This window comes from Agrobacterium pusense, from assembly GCF_900102105.1.
GTDB classification, from domain to species: Bacteria; Pseudomonadota; Alphaproteobacteria; order Rhizobiales; family Rhizobiaceae; genus Agrobacterium; species Agrobacterium pusense.
This window is the reverse complement of sequence record NZ_FNBB01000002.1, coordinates 356,730-370,288: the sequence shown is the minus strand read 5'-3', so window position 1 is coordinate 370,288 and position 13,559 is coordinate 356,730. Positions and strand designations below refer to the sequence as shown.

The following is a 13,559-nucleotide window of genomic DNA, read 5'->3' as shown; positions in this document are numbered from 1 at the left end:
GCGATGGAGGCCGCCGTCAACGCCGCAGAAGCCTATTCGCACATCCGCGCGGTCATGGGCATGGTGGTCGGCCTCAGCCTCGCCCGATTGCTGACCGGCCTTGCAGGTTTCGTGCAGCATCCCAAAAAAGAACGGATTTATCCCCTGCACATCGGCTGGGTGGCGTTCCTGTTTCTGATGCTGGTGCATTTCTGGTGGTGGGAGCACCGGCTTTCTGCCACAGGCCATGTACTGGGCTTCGGCGCGTTCCTTTTCCTGATCCTGTTCTGCTCGCTGTTTTATTTCCTGTGCGTTCTGCTCTTTCCCACGGAGATGAAGGAGTACAAGGGATATGAGGATTATTTCCTTTCCCGCAAAAGCTGGTTCTTCGCCTTTCTGGCAGCGCTTTTCGTCACCGATGTCGGGGATACTTTGCTGAAAGGCCAGGACTATCTCGCCTCACTTGGTCCGGAATACCTTATACGCACCGCCATCTACGTCATTTTGTTCACGCTGGCGATCTTCATCGAGAACCGCCGTTTCCATCGGTTTCTCGTCATCTTTGCGCTGATTTACCAGATCGCCTGGATTTTCCGTACTTACGATCTTCTGGCCTGAAGTTTACCCGTTCCGGCAAGCGGGCACGATCCCGGCGTGCCCGCCTGCCTCAAAAGTTCGTCGCCTCAGAACATCGTATTGTTGTTCGCCGCCGTCTCCGGCACGGGCTGGATTACATCCCAATGCTCGGTGATCTTGCCATCGGTCACCCGAAAAATATCGACGATGGCCCTGCCCCGGTCTCCGTCCTTTTCTGTTGAATGAATATGCAGATAGACAAGGTCGCCATCCGTGGCGCTTCTCACGATCCGCGCCTTGGACTGCGGGTTTTCCTTGAAGTGGCCGGTGAAGTAATCCACGAACGGTTTCTTGCCATCCGGCACCATGGGATTGTGCTGCTTGTAGCTGTCGACAATAACGGCAGCACCCTTTTCCACTTCGTGCTTGTTGAAGACGGTATCGTAAAACTCGATCACCAGCTTGCGATTGGCCTCTTCCCGGGCGAAATCCCGCCCGGCGGTTTCGGCCAGCACCGGAACGGCTGTCAATGCGGGCGCAAGAGCGAGAGCGGCGATGGCGAGACGACGTGTCATGACATTCATGGGTGATACCTCTCAATAACCGACGGTGAAGCGCTGGCGGGAATGCTGCGGCTTCTCGATTTCATCGACAAGCGCAATCGCGTAGTCTTCGAAGGAAATGCGGCTACCCTCTTCATTGCTCAGAAGATTGTCCTTGCCGATGCGGAATTTGCCCGTTCTTTCACCCGGCACGAACTCGGCGGAAGGCGAAAGAAAGGTCCAGTCGAGCTGCGTTTCCTGTTTCAGCAAATCAAGAAACTCCGCACCCTTGGTGGCCTCGGCTTTGTAATCGGCAGGAAAATCCGGCAGGTCGACGACACGCTGGCCGGGCGCGATTTCAAGACTGCCGGCGCCACCAACCACGAGGTAGCGTGGAACGTCGGAGGCACGCACGGCCTCGATCAGCGTCACCGGGTCGCTCGCCGTGAAATGCACCGAACTGATCACGGCATCGTGACCTGCAAGCAGTTTTGAAAGTCCGGCTTGATCGAAGACATCGCCTTTCTTTGCAACGACGTTCGGCAGGGCGGCAATCTTTTCGGGGCTGCGGGCAATGGCCGTAACATGATGCCCGCGGTCGGAAAGTTCCTTGAGAATACGGGACCCGGCATTGCCGGAAGCACCGATGAGCGCGATTTTAGCCATGGCTTCTTCCTTTTGTTGCTATTGTCGTTGGTCTAAATAATAGACCGAAAGAAAGGGCTATGGTATCGCGTCCCCGGCCGCAAGAAGTCAGCAGCCGGTGATCTGGTCACATGGCGATGACCTGCAAGGATATGGGGTAATCGAAATGTCGGATACGCAGACGAAAGAAATCTTCGACTTCGAGCAGCCCTGCCCCATTCGGGATGTGCTGGACCGCATCGGAGACCAATGGAGCCTTCTGGTTCTCGAAGCGCTGCAGGGCGGCGTGCTGCGCTTCAACGAGTTGAACCGCAGGATTGACGACATTTCCAAGCAGATGTTGTCCCGTACGCTGAAGCGGCTGGAGGAGGATGGATTCATCCGGCGCACGCTTTATGCCGAGGTGCCGCCGCGCGTGGAGTATGAGCTGACAGGTCTTGGCCGCTCGTTTCTGGTACCAATGCAATTGCTGGTCCAATGGGCCGACGAAAACCACGTCCGCATCTGCAAGGCCCGCCTGCAATATTCCGAAAACGACAATCGCAGCTGACCATCAGAGCAATACCTGACCGGCAGCGGCACGCCGCATCTAGTACAGTCGGTAAACCTTGCAGACCAACCCTTCCGGCTGGCGGTAGGTCATGAAGCCCATGGCATCATAATAACTCTGCCCGAGCGCATTGTCCGCGCCGATGCTGGCGTCGATATTCTTGAGGCCCCGCGCCTCCGCCGCCCTGCGCGTCGCGGCGAAGAGGGTGGATCCAACGCCTCTTCGCGCCGCCTGCGGACTGACATGGGTGCCGATGATGCCCCACCCTTCCGCCACGCCATGGGGATTGTCGGCCCGTGCATAACGCAGCGACTGGAAGCCCAGGATATGCCCGTCTTCATCCTCCGCGACCGAACACTCGATACGGTCGGCGTGCTGGATGTAATTCTCCAGCACCGCCGCGACGTCCGTCGGCGCTTTTCGAAGGCCGGCCGCGAATATCTCGTTTTGAACCGCTGCCATTCCCTTTGCATCGTCAAGTCTCGCAGGCCGTATTTTCATCGATACATCACCTCTTGTCCGTTGCGATGGTTCTGGGCAGGCAAAGCGCGGGTCTCCTCCTATTCAGGACCGGAAAATGAAGGAAGCACCGAAAGCGATCAGCGCAAAGCCGATGACATGGTTGATGGTGATGCTTTCCTTCAGCCAGAAGATCGAAAACAGCGCGAAGACCGCGAGCGTGATGACCTCCTGAATGGTCTTGAGCTGCGCGGTGGAGTAAACCTCCGACCCGATGCGGTTCGCGGGAACGGCGAGCACATACTCGAAAAAGGCGATGCCCCAGCTGGCGACAATCGCCAGAAAGAGCGCGCTGCCCTTGTGCTTGAGGTGGCCGTACCAGGCGAAGGTCATGAAAACATTGGAGGCGATGAGCATCAGGACAGGCCAGATGTGGGCAGGGCTGATTGAGAACGGCATGATGGGTCCTGGAAAAAGAGGGATGTTGAAAATGCAGCGGAAGAAGGCAGTCTGAGGGGATCCCTCATCCCGCCGTCATGGATTTGCTCTAGCGCATCCGACCGAAAACCGGAATCGATTTCTACGGATCGCGGCAAGGCCGTGTTCAGCCGCTACGCAACGCATCCGGCGGAATTTTGTTCCGCATGCTCCGTTTCCTTTTTGTACTCATTTTTTCACTGTCTCCCCTTCCCTTTGCGCGTGACTCTCTCCATATTTCGCCCATGGCCAGATCACAGAAAAACTCCACCTCCTCGCCCTCGGGCTTCGAGGAAGCTCCGCAATCGTCATTCGAAGGCGCGCCGCTCGGCGGCAGCGTTGCCGATTGGGTCAAGCAACTTGAGGCGGAAGCGGAAGCATCCTCCGTGGAGACCCAGCGCGAAATCGCTTCGAAGGCGGGCAAGCACCGCAAGAAGATCGAAATAGAAGCGCGCAAGGAAGCGGAAAAAGCCGCCACAAAGACGGCGAAAAAGACCACCGCGTCAAAAACGGCACGCGGCGTTTCGATCGGCGCGTCGAGCGATCCGAAAACGCGCGCCGCCGCGGGTCTCAATCCTGTGGCAGGGCTCGATGTCTCCTTGGAGGATGCCCAGTCCCTGGCACCGGGCGCGGTGACGGCGACGGTGGACGCGCTTTCCAAACTGATTGAAAGCGGCAACCCGCTCTTCAAGGATGGCAAGCTGTGGACACCCCACAGGCCGGCCCGTCCGCCGAAATCGGAAGGCGGCATCGCCATCGAGATGGTGACGGACTACAAGCCATCCGGCGATCAGCCGACCGCCATTGCCGATCTCGTCGAAGGCCTCAATTCCGGCGACCGCTCGCAGGTGCTGCTCGGCGTCACCGGCTCCGGCAAGACCTTCACCATGGCCAAGGTGATCGAGGCCACACAGCGCCCGGCCGTCATTCTGGCGCCCAACAAGACGCTAGCGGCCCAGCTCTATTCCGAATTCAAAAACTTCTTTCCAAACAATGCGGTGGAGTATTTCGTTTCCTATTACGATTATTACCAGCCGGAAGCCTATGTGCCGCGTTCCGACACCTATATCGAGAAGGAATCGTCGATCAACGAGCAGATCGACCGTATGCGCCACGCCGCAACCCGCGCCATTCTCGAACGTGACGACTGTATCATCGTCGCTTCGGTTTCCTGTATCTATGGTATCGGTTCAGTCGAGACCTATACGGCCATGACCTTCCAGATGCAGGTAGGCGACAAGCTGGATCAACGCCAGCTTCTTGCCGACCTCGTGGCCCAGCAATACAAGCGGCAGGACATCAACTTCGTGCGCGGCTCCTTCCGCGTGCGCGGTGATACGATCGAAATCTTCCCCGCCCACCTTGAAGATGCGGCCTGGCGCATTTCCATGTGGGGTGACGAGATTGAATCCATCACCGAATTCGACCCGCTGACCGGCCATAAGACCGGCGACCTGCAATCGGTGAAGATTTACGCCAATTCGCACTATGTGACACCGCGCCCGACGCTGAACGGCGCGATCAAGTCGATCAAGGAAGAGCTGAAGCTGCGCCTCGCCGAGCTTGAAAAAGCCGGCCGCCTGCTGGAAGCCCAGCGTCTGGAACAGCGCACGCGCTACGATGTGGAGATGCTGGAGGCCACGGGCTCCTGCGCCGGCATCGAAAACTATTCACGCTATCTCACCGGCCGCAATCCGGGCGAGCCGCCGCCGACCCTGTTCGAGTATATTCCCGACAACGCGCTGATCTTCATCGACGAAAGCCACGTCACCGTTCCTCAGATCGGCGGCATGTATCGCGGCGACTTCCGCCGCAAGGCAACGCTGGCCGAATATGGCTTCCGCCTGCCCTCGTGCATGGACAACCGTCCCCTGCGCTTCGAGGAATGGGACGCCATGCGCCCTCAGACCATTTCCGTCTCCGCCACCCCCGGAGGCTGGGAAATGGAGCAATCCGGCGGCGTTTTTGCCGAACAGGTCATCCGTCCGACCGGCCTCATCGATCCTCCGGTCGAAGTCCGCTCCGCCCGCACCCAGGTGGACGATGTTCTCGGCGAAATCCGCGAGACCGCCGCCAAGGGCTACCGCACGCTCTGCACCGTGCTGACCAAGCGGATGGCCGAAGACCTCACCGAATATCTGCATGAACAGGGTGTCCGCGTTCGTTACATGCACTCCGATATCGACACGCTGGAGCGCATCGAGATCATCCGCGACCTGCGCCTCGGCGCTTTCGACGTGCTCGTCGGCATCAACCTGCTGCGCGAGGGTCTCGATATTCCGGAATGTGGTTTCGTAGCCATCCTCGACGCAGACAAGGAAGGCTTCCTGCGCTCGGAGACCTCGCTGATCCAGACCATCGGCCGCGCCGCGCGTAACGTCGATGGCAAGGTCATCCTTTATGCCGACAATATCACCGGTTCGATGAAGCGGGCGATGGAGGAAACCTCCCGCCGCCGTGAAAAGCAGATGGCCTATAACCAGGAACATGGCATCACGCCGGAATCGGTCAAGGCGAGGATCTCCGACATTCTTGATTCCGTATATGAACGCGACCACGTAAGAGCCGATATTTCAGGCGTTTCCGGCAAGGGCTTCGCCGATGGCGGTCATCTGGTCGGCAACAATCTCCAGGCGCATCTCAACGCGCTGGAAAAATCCATGCGCGACGCCGCAGCGGACCTCGACTTTGAAAAGGCAGCCCGCTTGCGCGACGAAATCAAACGCCTCAAGGCAGCCGAACTTGCCACCATGGACGACCCCATGGCCAAGGAAGAAGCACGTGCGGTCGAAGGCGGCGGGAAAAACAACAGACGGAGCCACTTGTCGATTTCCTCCCCTGAGGGGGAGACATCCGGCAGGGCAGACGGGGATGCCGCTTCCACGAACGAAAGCGGAAAGTCTCTCTTCGCCAAACCTTCACTGGACGAGATGGGTCCGGGCTCCGACGCAGGAAAACCGCTTTTCCGCAAGAACACGCTGGACGAGATGACCGTGGGTCGGACCGAAAAGCCCGTAAGGGGCGCGGTGCCCGATAAGCCCGCGACCGAACCCGGCAAGAGGTTCTCCCCGTTGCTGGAAGGCCAGCCCGAACGCGCCACGGACGATCCGCGGCCGCTGGTCCGTGGCAAGATCGGCGCCGGTTCCTATGAAGATGCCGGCGAGCAGAAGCGCAAAAGCCGGACCAAGGGCAAGACTGGCCGTCCGGGCCGCTGATGCGCTTTGTGCAAAGCCCGCCTGACATGAACAGCGGCTAAGGCTCCCATCGTTCATGTCAGCGCCGTCTGCGCATGCCGGCGGTGCCTGTCAGCCTTCACAAGGCGTGATCAGCGACTTGACCGCGGTTGCCCCGAACAGCTTGACCAGATCCGCATCAAGCGATGTGGGAATATAGTCTTCGTTTTCCGCCGGTTTCATATAGATCGAGGAATAGATCGGGCCAGCGGGAAACGTGCCTTTGAAGCAGGCTTTCACGATCTTGATCTCGGTGCTGCCTCTGATACGGGGACCCTGAGCGCGGGAACGGCGCACCCGCTCCTGTAGCTCCGCGAGCCTTCCGACGTCTTCGGGCTTTACCCGCCATACGCTCGCCAACATACCATCCCGTTTTTCCGGCCGGAATTTAGCGAGCGCAGCCGCATCCGTATCCGCCACCAGCGCGTAGGTCGCAACGGTTTCTTCGGCTGCGCCGTCTGTCCTGCTCCGGGTGATCATCACGGCGTCACCGGACCGGAGGGAAAGATTGGCTGGCAGTTGCAATCCGACCCGCACATGCTCGAAATCCATCGTCAGAAAATCCTGCCGCATCAGCTTGGGAATGCTGGAAATCGGTACGGTCATGCAACCGGCGAGGAACAGTAGAAAAACAGACAGGCAGGCAAAACGCGATAATAGCAATGTCATCCTGTTGGAACCTGAAAAAAGCAGCTTAATGAAGTGGGCTTGTCAAACCACGTTTGCGGCGTCGCAATCGCCAGACCGCGCGCAAACTTGCGCGAACAACATTGCCGTAACATTATGAAATCAGGAACGCGTAGGCCCGGGGAACGTTGATCGTTTTCGGGAATGATGACAGGAGACCCATATGTATCGAAAAAAACTTATGGCCTTCTGTCTGTTCATGTCCTCCGGTTCAGCCTTCGCCGGCCATATCGAAGACGCCACCTTTCACAGCGCCGCCCTGAACGCGCCGCTCCCTGTCAATATCTATCGCCCCGAAGGTCCGCCGCCCGAAAACGACTGGCCTGTACTTTACCTCCTGCACGGCCATGACGGCGACCAGAACAGCTGGCGCGATCTCGGCAATATTGAAAAGACGCTCGACACGCTCATCGAGGCTGGCGCCATCCGCCCTCTGGTTGTCGTGATGCCCGGCGTGAAAAACAGCTGGTATGTGGATTCTGCCGCCGTCGGCGGTCCCGGCGATTACGAGACCGCCCTCACCGGCGATCTGCGCCACCAGATCGAAAAAACGCTGCCGGTGCGAAAAGATCGTCAAGGCCGCGCCATTGCCGGCCTTTCCATGGGCGGTTTCGGCGCCCTGCATCTCGCCTATGGCCACGAGGACCTCTATGGCGCCGTCGCCAGCCTGTCGGGCGCCATCTGGCAAAACGTGCCCGCCTCCGATCTCGACAAGACACCCGCCGAACTCAAGCTCATTCAGGACAGCGCCTTTTTCCATCGCGTCGACCGCGCCACCGTCACCAGCGGCATCGTGCTTCCCTCAACCGGCGATCATTTCTCCGGCGCCTTCGGCACCCCTTTCGATGCACGTCTCTTTAACGAAAAGAATGTCTTCACCCTCGTCGCACAGCATGTCGCAGAAAGTCAGGATCTCCCCGCCACCTATTTGACTGTGGGAGATGACGATGGCTTCTTCCTCTGGCGCGGTGCCATTGCCCTGCATGAAACCCTGCAGGCGGACAACCGCAAATCCGAACTGCGGGTGACGGATGGCGACCACGTCTGGTCCGTGTGGAAGGTTTCGATCATCGATGCGCTGAAATTCATCGACGGAGAGTGGGACAAGACAGCGGATGCCAACCGCTATTAAATCACGATCTGTCGTTCTTTGCCGGTGACACCGCCCGGCTTTATCCCCGCTTCTTTCCGCTTTTTCCGGCCACGTTCAACGCCACCGCAGCGCGGATCAGCGCTGCCAGCGCCTCCTCATCAACGACATCGCCCTCGTGAAAATCGATGGCGCGCCGCGTGTTGCCCTCAAGGCTCGAATTGAACAGGCCTGACAGGTCCTCCAGAGAGGCGCCCTTCGCAAATGTCATCTTCACCGCGCTTTTATAGGTTTCGCCGGTACAGAGAATGCCCGCATGCGACCAGACCGGAACGCCGCGCCACTTCACCTCTTCCACCACTTCCGGATCGGCCTTCTGGATCACCGCGCGAACACGCGCGAGCGTCTCGCCGCGCCAGTCGCCCAGCTCCGCGATCTTCCGGTCGATGAAGTCTGATGGTGCGGTCTGCTCCGCATCTTCAGTCACCGTATTTTTCGCCATGACATCCTCCCGATTTCGACGCACGCCTGTTTCTTTTTCACCATAGACCAAATTTTCCTGTCATCCCATGAGGAACCAAATCCGCTCTTTGCCGTTTCTTCCCCGAACGCAATGTTCAGCATAAAAAGGGAAGAAACATCATGAAAATCAATGTCATCGCTCTCGCTGCCGCAGCAGCGCTCTCCTCTTCCGTGGCATTTGCCCAGACGGCTGCCACGGCTCCTGCTGCCGGCGCGGATGCGACCTTGTCGGGCCCCGGCATTACCATGGGTACGAAGGCAACCGGCCCGCTGAAGTTCGTCAACGTCCAGAAGACCGATCTCACCGCTTCCCAGCTTGATGGCATGGATATCTATAACGCCCAGAATGAAAACATCGGCGAAATCGAAGACGTCGTGATCGGCGATGGCAAGGCGGTGATCGGCCTCGTTGCCAGCGTCGGCGGCTTCCTGGGCATCGACAAGAGCTACGTGGTGCTCGATCCGGCCTCCGTGGCCGTTCATAATGACAACGGCACATGGAAGGCCTTTGTCGACACCACCAAGGATGCACTGCAGAACGCTCCGAAGCTCGATTACGACAAGCTGGACGACTGATTACCCCTGCAGTCGAGGCTTGTCCCCCCGCGCTCCGGCGCGGGGGTTTTTCATGCGTGGAAGTCTGAACATCAGGCAGCATTCCCACCGCACGCACCCTTGCCTCACTGCCCGCCTCTCGCCTATCTTCGGCGCGCAAACCTGCAAGGATCGATGCGTGCCCGTCAACAGCCTCCCCAAATTCACCGTCAGCGCCGCAATCATGTTGCTGAGCGCTCTCCCGCTATCCGCACAGTCCACCGGCTGGAAACCCGCCGAGCAGATAAAGACCTATGCCGTCAGCGGCAATACGGGCGGTGCGCTTTATCAGTCCATCGGCGAGCGCGGCCCGACTGCGGGCGTGCAGGCCATTGCCCACACCACCTTCAAGCTGACGTGGCGGAGAGACTACCGACCGCAGCCCGACGGTGCCTGTGTGCTGGCCAGTGCCAGACCCAATCTCACCATCATCTACACCTGGCCAAAGGCACCTGCCCATCTGCCGGCCGCCGTCGCCGCCAGCTGGAAGACCTTCATTTCCGGGGTGGAAACCCATGAGCGAGTTCATGGCGAGCACATTCTCGATATGGTGAGAAAGATCGAAGCCTTCAGCACCGGGCTACGGGCGGAAGACGATCCCAAATGCCAGAAGGTGCGCGCTGTTCTGCAGCAAAGGTTGGGTGAGCTTTCCAACGAGCAGCGGCAACGCGGCCGAGATTTCGACCGGGATGAACTGTCCCCGGGCGGGCGGGTTCACCAGCTCATACTCGCCCTCGTCAACGGCCCATGACAGGCAGTTACTCCGCCGCCTCGCCCTTCAGCAACGGCTCGGCGAGCGTCACGCTCTCCAGCTCGTAGGAATAGCCCTCGAGCATGGTATAGGCCTGTTCTATCGCCTCGATCTGCGCCTCCGCGTTGCGTATGGCTTCGGCTATGGACTGGCTTCGGGCGCGGAGCATCGAACTCAGCACATCGGTTTCCGGCTTCCGTCCGAGACGGTCCATATGTTTACGCACCCGGGTACGGTGCCGTTCGAGTTCCAGAATATGGAAGCGGCTTTTCAGAATATCATCGGTCAGCTTCCGGCGCATGGCAGCCACGGGATCAAAACTGCCGGGTTCCCGCTCGTCCAGAATGAATTCATTGACCAGCGTTTCCAGCATCAGCAGGCCCTTGAGATCCTTGGCATCGGCAAGCTGCGGATCGTAACCCGTGTCATCGAAGACCTTGCGGCGCACGGGATCCTTCAGAAGTTCATAGGCTGTCTGCAGGCGCGCGAACTGCTCGGCATCGCCACCGCTGTCGGGATGGGCAGCCTTCGCAACCTTGCGGTAGGCCGACTTGATCGCCGCCTCGTCGGCATCCCGCTCCACGCCAAGCAAAACATAGGGATCAATCACAAAAACACCTTCAAACGCAAACTGTTACCCGCACGCTGCTACCACTCTCAACCGGTCAGCAACCGGATCATAGGCCAAATCCGCCCCGTGCGGCACCCCGCGACGGCGCTTAAACCGGCAGAACACGAATTTACGCGCTCCCGCACGAGAGGGTCTCTCTGGCGAAAAAGCCCTTGATGCCGAAATTTGTCGGACCCAAGGCGACTATAACGACAGCCGGGACAAAATTGTGGACAGTGGCCGCAAAACGTCGACCGGCATCGGAACCGCCTCCAGCACGGGCCGCCACGAGAGATCGTCACGTGCCCCGAACAAGCGCATTTTCAGGAGGTTATGGTGGAATGTCGCCAAGGGGTGTAAGCTCCCCTTTTGGATCCGAGGGAGGGACGATCCGATGCCGCAAACCATTACCCAGACCGTGACGGATTATGTGCACGCCATGGCCTATGCGGATGAAGGCCTGATGCGCGATGTTTTTGACCCGCGCGCCAGCATCGTCGGCACATTCGAAGGCGCGACTGAATGGCTGTCTCTGGAGGATTTTGTCGATCAGGTCCGCAAAACCGAACGCGGCCTTCCCGATCACGACCCCGCCTTCGAAATCCTCGGCATCGACAAGGAGGGAGACAGCGCCTCGGTAAAGCTGACAACCCGGTTCGACGGTATGGATTTTTACGAATATCTGTCCCTGCTGGAACACGACGGCAACTGGACGATCGTGCACAAGCTCTATCACATAAAGCCGTAGCCACTGCACGAACATCAGTCGTGCAGTGCGTATGAAAGACAGGCCAAATCCTTGAAAATACTGGTGCCCCCGGCAGGGTTCGAACCCGCGACCCCCTGATTACAAATCAGGTGCTCTACCAACTGAGCTACAAGGGCAATCCAGTGCCTTGCCAACTATCAGATTCTGACCGGGTGTAAAGCGAAAACTGATCACGCAGCACGGGCGGCGCGCTTTTCCACACCATGCCCGCAGGCTTGGCGGCAGGATCGTCAAGACGGCAAAAGCGCAGCAATATAAGCGAAGTATTTACGCGGCGCGGCTAAAATGGTGATGAATTATACCCGATTGAGTGAGAACAACGCATCAAATGCGCGCAAGCATACAGAAAATTCAGCTAACGGGCACGATCGTCATCGCCGCGAGCTCCATCCTGCTGGCCACACTTGCCGCGCTGCCAAGCGTTTCCAACTATCTGCGTTACCGCACCAACGCGGCGCAGCTCACCCGCTTCGAAACCGCTCTCCAGTCCGCATGGCTGGTTTCGGCCGAGCGCGGTCCCGCGAACAATGTGATGGGCGCATCCACCGCTGAACAGGATCTGGTCGCAGCTCTCGCTGCCGCGCGCAAGGCAACGGACGACAAGCTGTCGGAACTGGAAGCTTCCTTCGCCGACGACATCAGGACCCAGCCGGAGCTGGCGAAATCGCTGGTCGAGACCCGCGAGAAACTCGCGCAGTCCCGCAACGCGGTGGATCAGGTAGCCGCCCTGCCGTTGTCGGCACGCAGCCACACGGCCATGTCGGGCGCCATATCATCGATGTTCAAGGCCGCCGACAGTGTCAATCTGCTGCGTGGCAAGGCAGCGCGTGCCATCATCAAGGTGACGCCCGATGTGGCGATAGACATCGCGATGACGGGCACCGCCGGTGTCATGCGGGACAGGATCGGCCGCCTCGGCTCCTATGTGATCATGGGTTTGCGGGCAAACAGACAGGAAAAGCTGGGTTATCGCGCCAAGTTCGATGCGGAGATGCAGAGCCTGCTATCACTGAAGGCATCGTTGACCAACTACACCGCCGCCTATCTTTCCACGCCGCGACTGGACAGGGCATTCCGCGATCTCGAAACCTATTATTTCGGACAGGCGCTGCGCTACGCGCAGAATACGATCGTGATCGCCATGCCGTCCGCCCAGCCGAGCGTGCTTGAATTTTCCAGGAACTATATTTCGGGGATGCGTTCATCCGATACCTTGCGCGATCTCATTCTGGCCGAGACACGCGCGCGACTCGAAAAGAAGCAGCAGGAAGCCCTGATCTACGGCGCCACATCGCTTTTTCTCGCAGGTATTGCGGTTCTGGTCCTGCTACGGCTCACATCTGTCTACAAAACAGCGCTGTTCCGGCCCATGCAATCCGTTCAGGCACAGATTGCGGCCATCGCCGCGGGCGATCTTTCAGAGGCGCAGCATGAGGACAGGGTCGCCCCGGAGGTGAAGAAGATGTTCCAGGAACTCGACTTCCTGCGGGAGCAGCTTCGTCAGAAGGGCGAAATGGAGAACCAGCAGCGCGCGCTGGCCGAACAGTTACGCGCACTTTCCGAGACGGATGCGCTGACGGGCGTCTTCAACCGACGGGCGCTCGAAAAGGCCGTTCGTTCCCTGTTGACGGGCGAGGACCAGTGTCAGTCGCTCGGCGTGATGATCGTCGACATCGACCATTTCAAATCGATCAATGACCGTTATGGCCATGCCATGGGTGACATTGCACTTCAAAAGACCGCGGCTCTGTTGCGGGGTGCATTGCGCAAGAACGACATTCTTGCCCGCTATGGCGGCGAAGAATTCGTCGTGGTGCTGCAGGATGTCAGCCATGCCACGGCAACGGCAACGGCCGACCGCCTCCGCCGCCTGATCGAAGCCCAGATCGTGGATGAACAAAGTGGATTGTCGCTGACGGCGAGCTTTGGCGTCGTCTGGCAGGAAGCGCGGGCGGTCAACAGCTGGGACGAGTTGATCGCGATTGCCGATGACCGGCTTTATGAAGCCAAGCGCGCAGGTCGCAACCGGGTCTGGGCCACCTATTTCCCGAAAGCCGCCAACGGTTAGAAGCCAC

The 13,559-nt window shown here is 59.0% G+C and carries 15 protein-coding genes and 1 tRNA gene; 8 read left to right on the top strand and 8 right to left on the bottom strand.

Annotation, left to right across the window (positions count from 1 at the left end; genetic code table 11):
* Positions 1-3: 3 nt before the first annotated feature.
* On the top strand, positions 4-597 hold the full coding sequence (locus tag BLU28_RS06365; protein ID WP_035209760.1) for a hypothetical protein: 594 nt from the start codon (positions 4-6) through the stop codon (positions 595-597).
* Positions 598-662: 65 nt separating this feature from the next.
* On the opposite strand, the gene BLU28_RS06360 is transcribed toward BLU28_RS06365, so the two are convergent.
* Positions 663-1,139, bottom strand: a complete 477-nt coding sequence (locus BLU28_RS06360; protein WP_004442663.1) for a nuclear transport factor 2 family protein — start codon at positions 1,137-1,139, stop codon at positions 663-665.
* Between the two features lie 12 nt (positions 1,140-1,151).
* Positions 1,152-1,763 (bottom strand): NAD(P)-dependent oxidoreductase, encoded by a 612-nt coding sequence (locus BLU28_RS06355; protein WP_035209758.1) that lies wholly within the window; start codon positions 1,761-1,763, stop codon positions 1,152-1,154.
* 145 nt (positions 1,764-1,908) lie between these two features.
* On the opposite strand from BLU28_RS06355, the gene BLU28_RS06350 reads away from it, so the two are divergent.
* Positions 1,909-2,292, top strand: a complete 384-nt coding sequence (locus BLU28_RS06350) for a winged helix-turn-helix transcriptional regulator (protein ID WP_004442667.1) — start codon at positions 1,909-1,911, stop codon at positions 2,290-2,292.
* A gap of 39 nt (positions 2,293-2,331) precedes the next feature.
* Here the strand turns inward: BLU28_RS06350 and BLU28_RS06345 are convergent, their stop codons facing one another.
* The gene (locus tag BLU28_RS06345; RefSeq protein ID WP_077987468.1) at positions 2,332-2,754 is read right to left on the bottom strand and encodes a GNAT family N-acetyltransferase; all 423 of its coding nucleotides are present in this window, start codon (positions 2,752-2,754) and stop codon (positions 2,332-2,334) included.
* A 102-nt stretch (positions 2,755-2,856) separates the two neighbouring features.
* Positions 2,857-3,210: a DMT family protein gene (locus BLU28_RS06340; protein WP_003507620.1), complete on the bottom strand. Its 354-nt coding sequence runs from the start codon at positions 3,208-3,210 to the stop codon at positions 2,857-2,859.
* A 263-nt stretch (positions 3,211-3,473) separates the two neighbouring features.
* Here BLU28_RS06340 and uvrB point away from each other — a divergent pair, with 263 nt between their 5' ends.
* Complete coding sequence (gene uvrB / locus BLU28_RS06335; RefSeq protein ID WP_072494942.1) at positions 3,474-6,443, top strand: excinuclease ABC subunit UvrB; 2,970 nt, start codon at positions 3,474-3,476, stop codon at positions 6,441-6,443.
* Between the two features lie 90 nt (positions 6,444-6,533).
* Here the strand turns inward: uvrB and BLU28_RS06330 are convergent, their stop codons facing one another.
* Entirely contained in the window at positions 6,534-7,130 is a 597-nt protein-coding gene (locus BLU28_RS06330) for a hypothetical protein (protein WP_223215381.1), read from the bottom strand.
* Between the two features lie 181 nt (positions 7,131-7,311).
* Here BLU28_RS06330 and BLU28_RS06325 point away from each other — a divergent pair, with 181 nt between their 5' ends.
* Positions 7,312-8,280 (top strand): alpha/beta hydrolase, encoded by a 969-nt coding sequence (locus BLU28_RS06325; protein ID WP_077987467.1) that lies wholly within the window; start codon positions 7,312-7,314, stop codon positions 8,278-8,280.
* A gap of 40 nt (positions 8,281-8,320) precedes the next feature.
* On the opposite strand, the gene BLU28_RS06320 is transcribed toward BLU28_RS06325, so the two are convergent.
* Positions 8,321-8,740 carry a DUF1801 domain-containing protein gene (locus tag BLU28_RS06320; protein ID WP_077987502.1) on the bottom strand — a complete coding sequence of 140 codons (420 nt, stop codon included), beginning with the start codon at positions 8,738-8,740 and terminating at the stop codon, positions 8,321-8,323.
* 140 nt (positions 8,741-8,880) lie between these two features.
* Here BLU28_RS06320 and BLU28_RS06315 point away from each other — a divergent pair, with 140 nt between their 5' ends.
* Together BLU28_RS06315 and BLU28_RS06310 are read left to right on the top strand one after the other, a co-directional pair.
* Positions 8,881-9,336 (top strand): PRC-barrel domain-containing protein, encoded by a 456-nt coding sequence (locus tag BLU28_RS06315; RefSeq protein WP_004442682.1) that lies wholly within the window; start codon positions 8,881-8,883, stop codon positions 9,334-9,336.
* A 202-nt stretch (positions 9,337-9,538) separates the two neighbouring features.
* Positions 9,539-10,105, top strand: coding sequence for a DUF922 domain-containing Zn-dependent protease (locus BLU28_RS06310; protein WP_153776300.1), 567 nt, complete (start codon positions 9,539-9,541; stop codon positions 10,103-10,105).
* Positions 10,106-10,112: 7 nt separating this feature from the next.
* Here the strand turns inward: BLU28_RS06310 and BLU28_RS06305 are convergent, their stop codons facing one another.
* A complete protein-coding gene (locus BLU28_RS06305) occupies positions 10,113-10,715 on the bottom strand; it encodes a J domain-containing protein (RefSeq protein ID WP_003522436.1) in 603 nt (200 codons plus the stop codon).
* Positions 10,716-11,109: 394 nt separating this feature from the next.
* On the opposite strand from BLU28_RS06305, the gene BLU28_RS06300 reads away from it, so the two are divergent.
* The gene (locus tag BLU28_RS06300; protein WP_004442686.1) at positions 11,110-11,463 is read left to right on the top strand and encodes a nuclear transport factor 2 family protein; all 354 of its coding nucleotides are present in this window, start codon (positions 11,110-11,112) and stop codon (positions 11,461-11,463) included.
* A gap of 61 nt (positions 11,464-11,524) precedes the next feature.
* Here the strand turns inward: BLU28_RS06300 and BLU28_RS06295 are convergent.
* Positions 11,525-11,600: transfer RNA gene (locus BLU28_RS06295), tRNA-Thr, on the bottom strand.
* A gap of 212 nt (positions 11,601-11,812) precedes the next feature.
* On the opposite strand from BLU28_RS06295, the gene BLU28_RS06290 reads away from it, so the two are divergent.
* Positions 11,813-13,552 carry a GGDEF domain-containing protein gene (locus BLU28_RS06290; protein WP_045531852.1) on the top strand — a complete coding sequence of 580 codons (1,740 nt, stop codon included), beginning with the start codon at positions 11,813-11,815 and terminating at the stop codon, positions 13,550-13,552.
* The last annotated feature ends 7 nt before the right edge of the window (positions 13,553-13,559 follow it).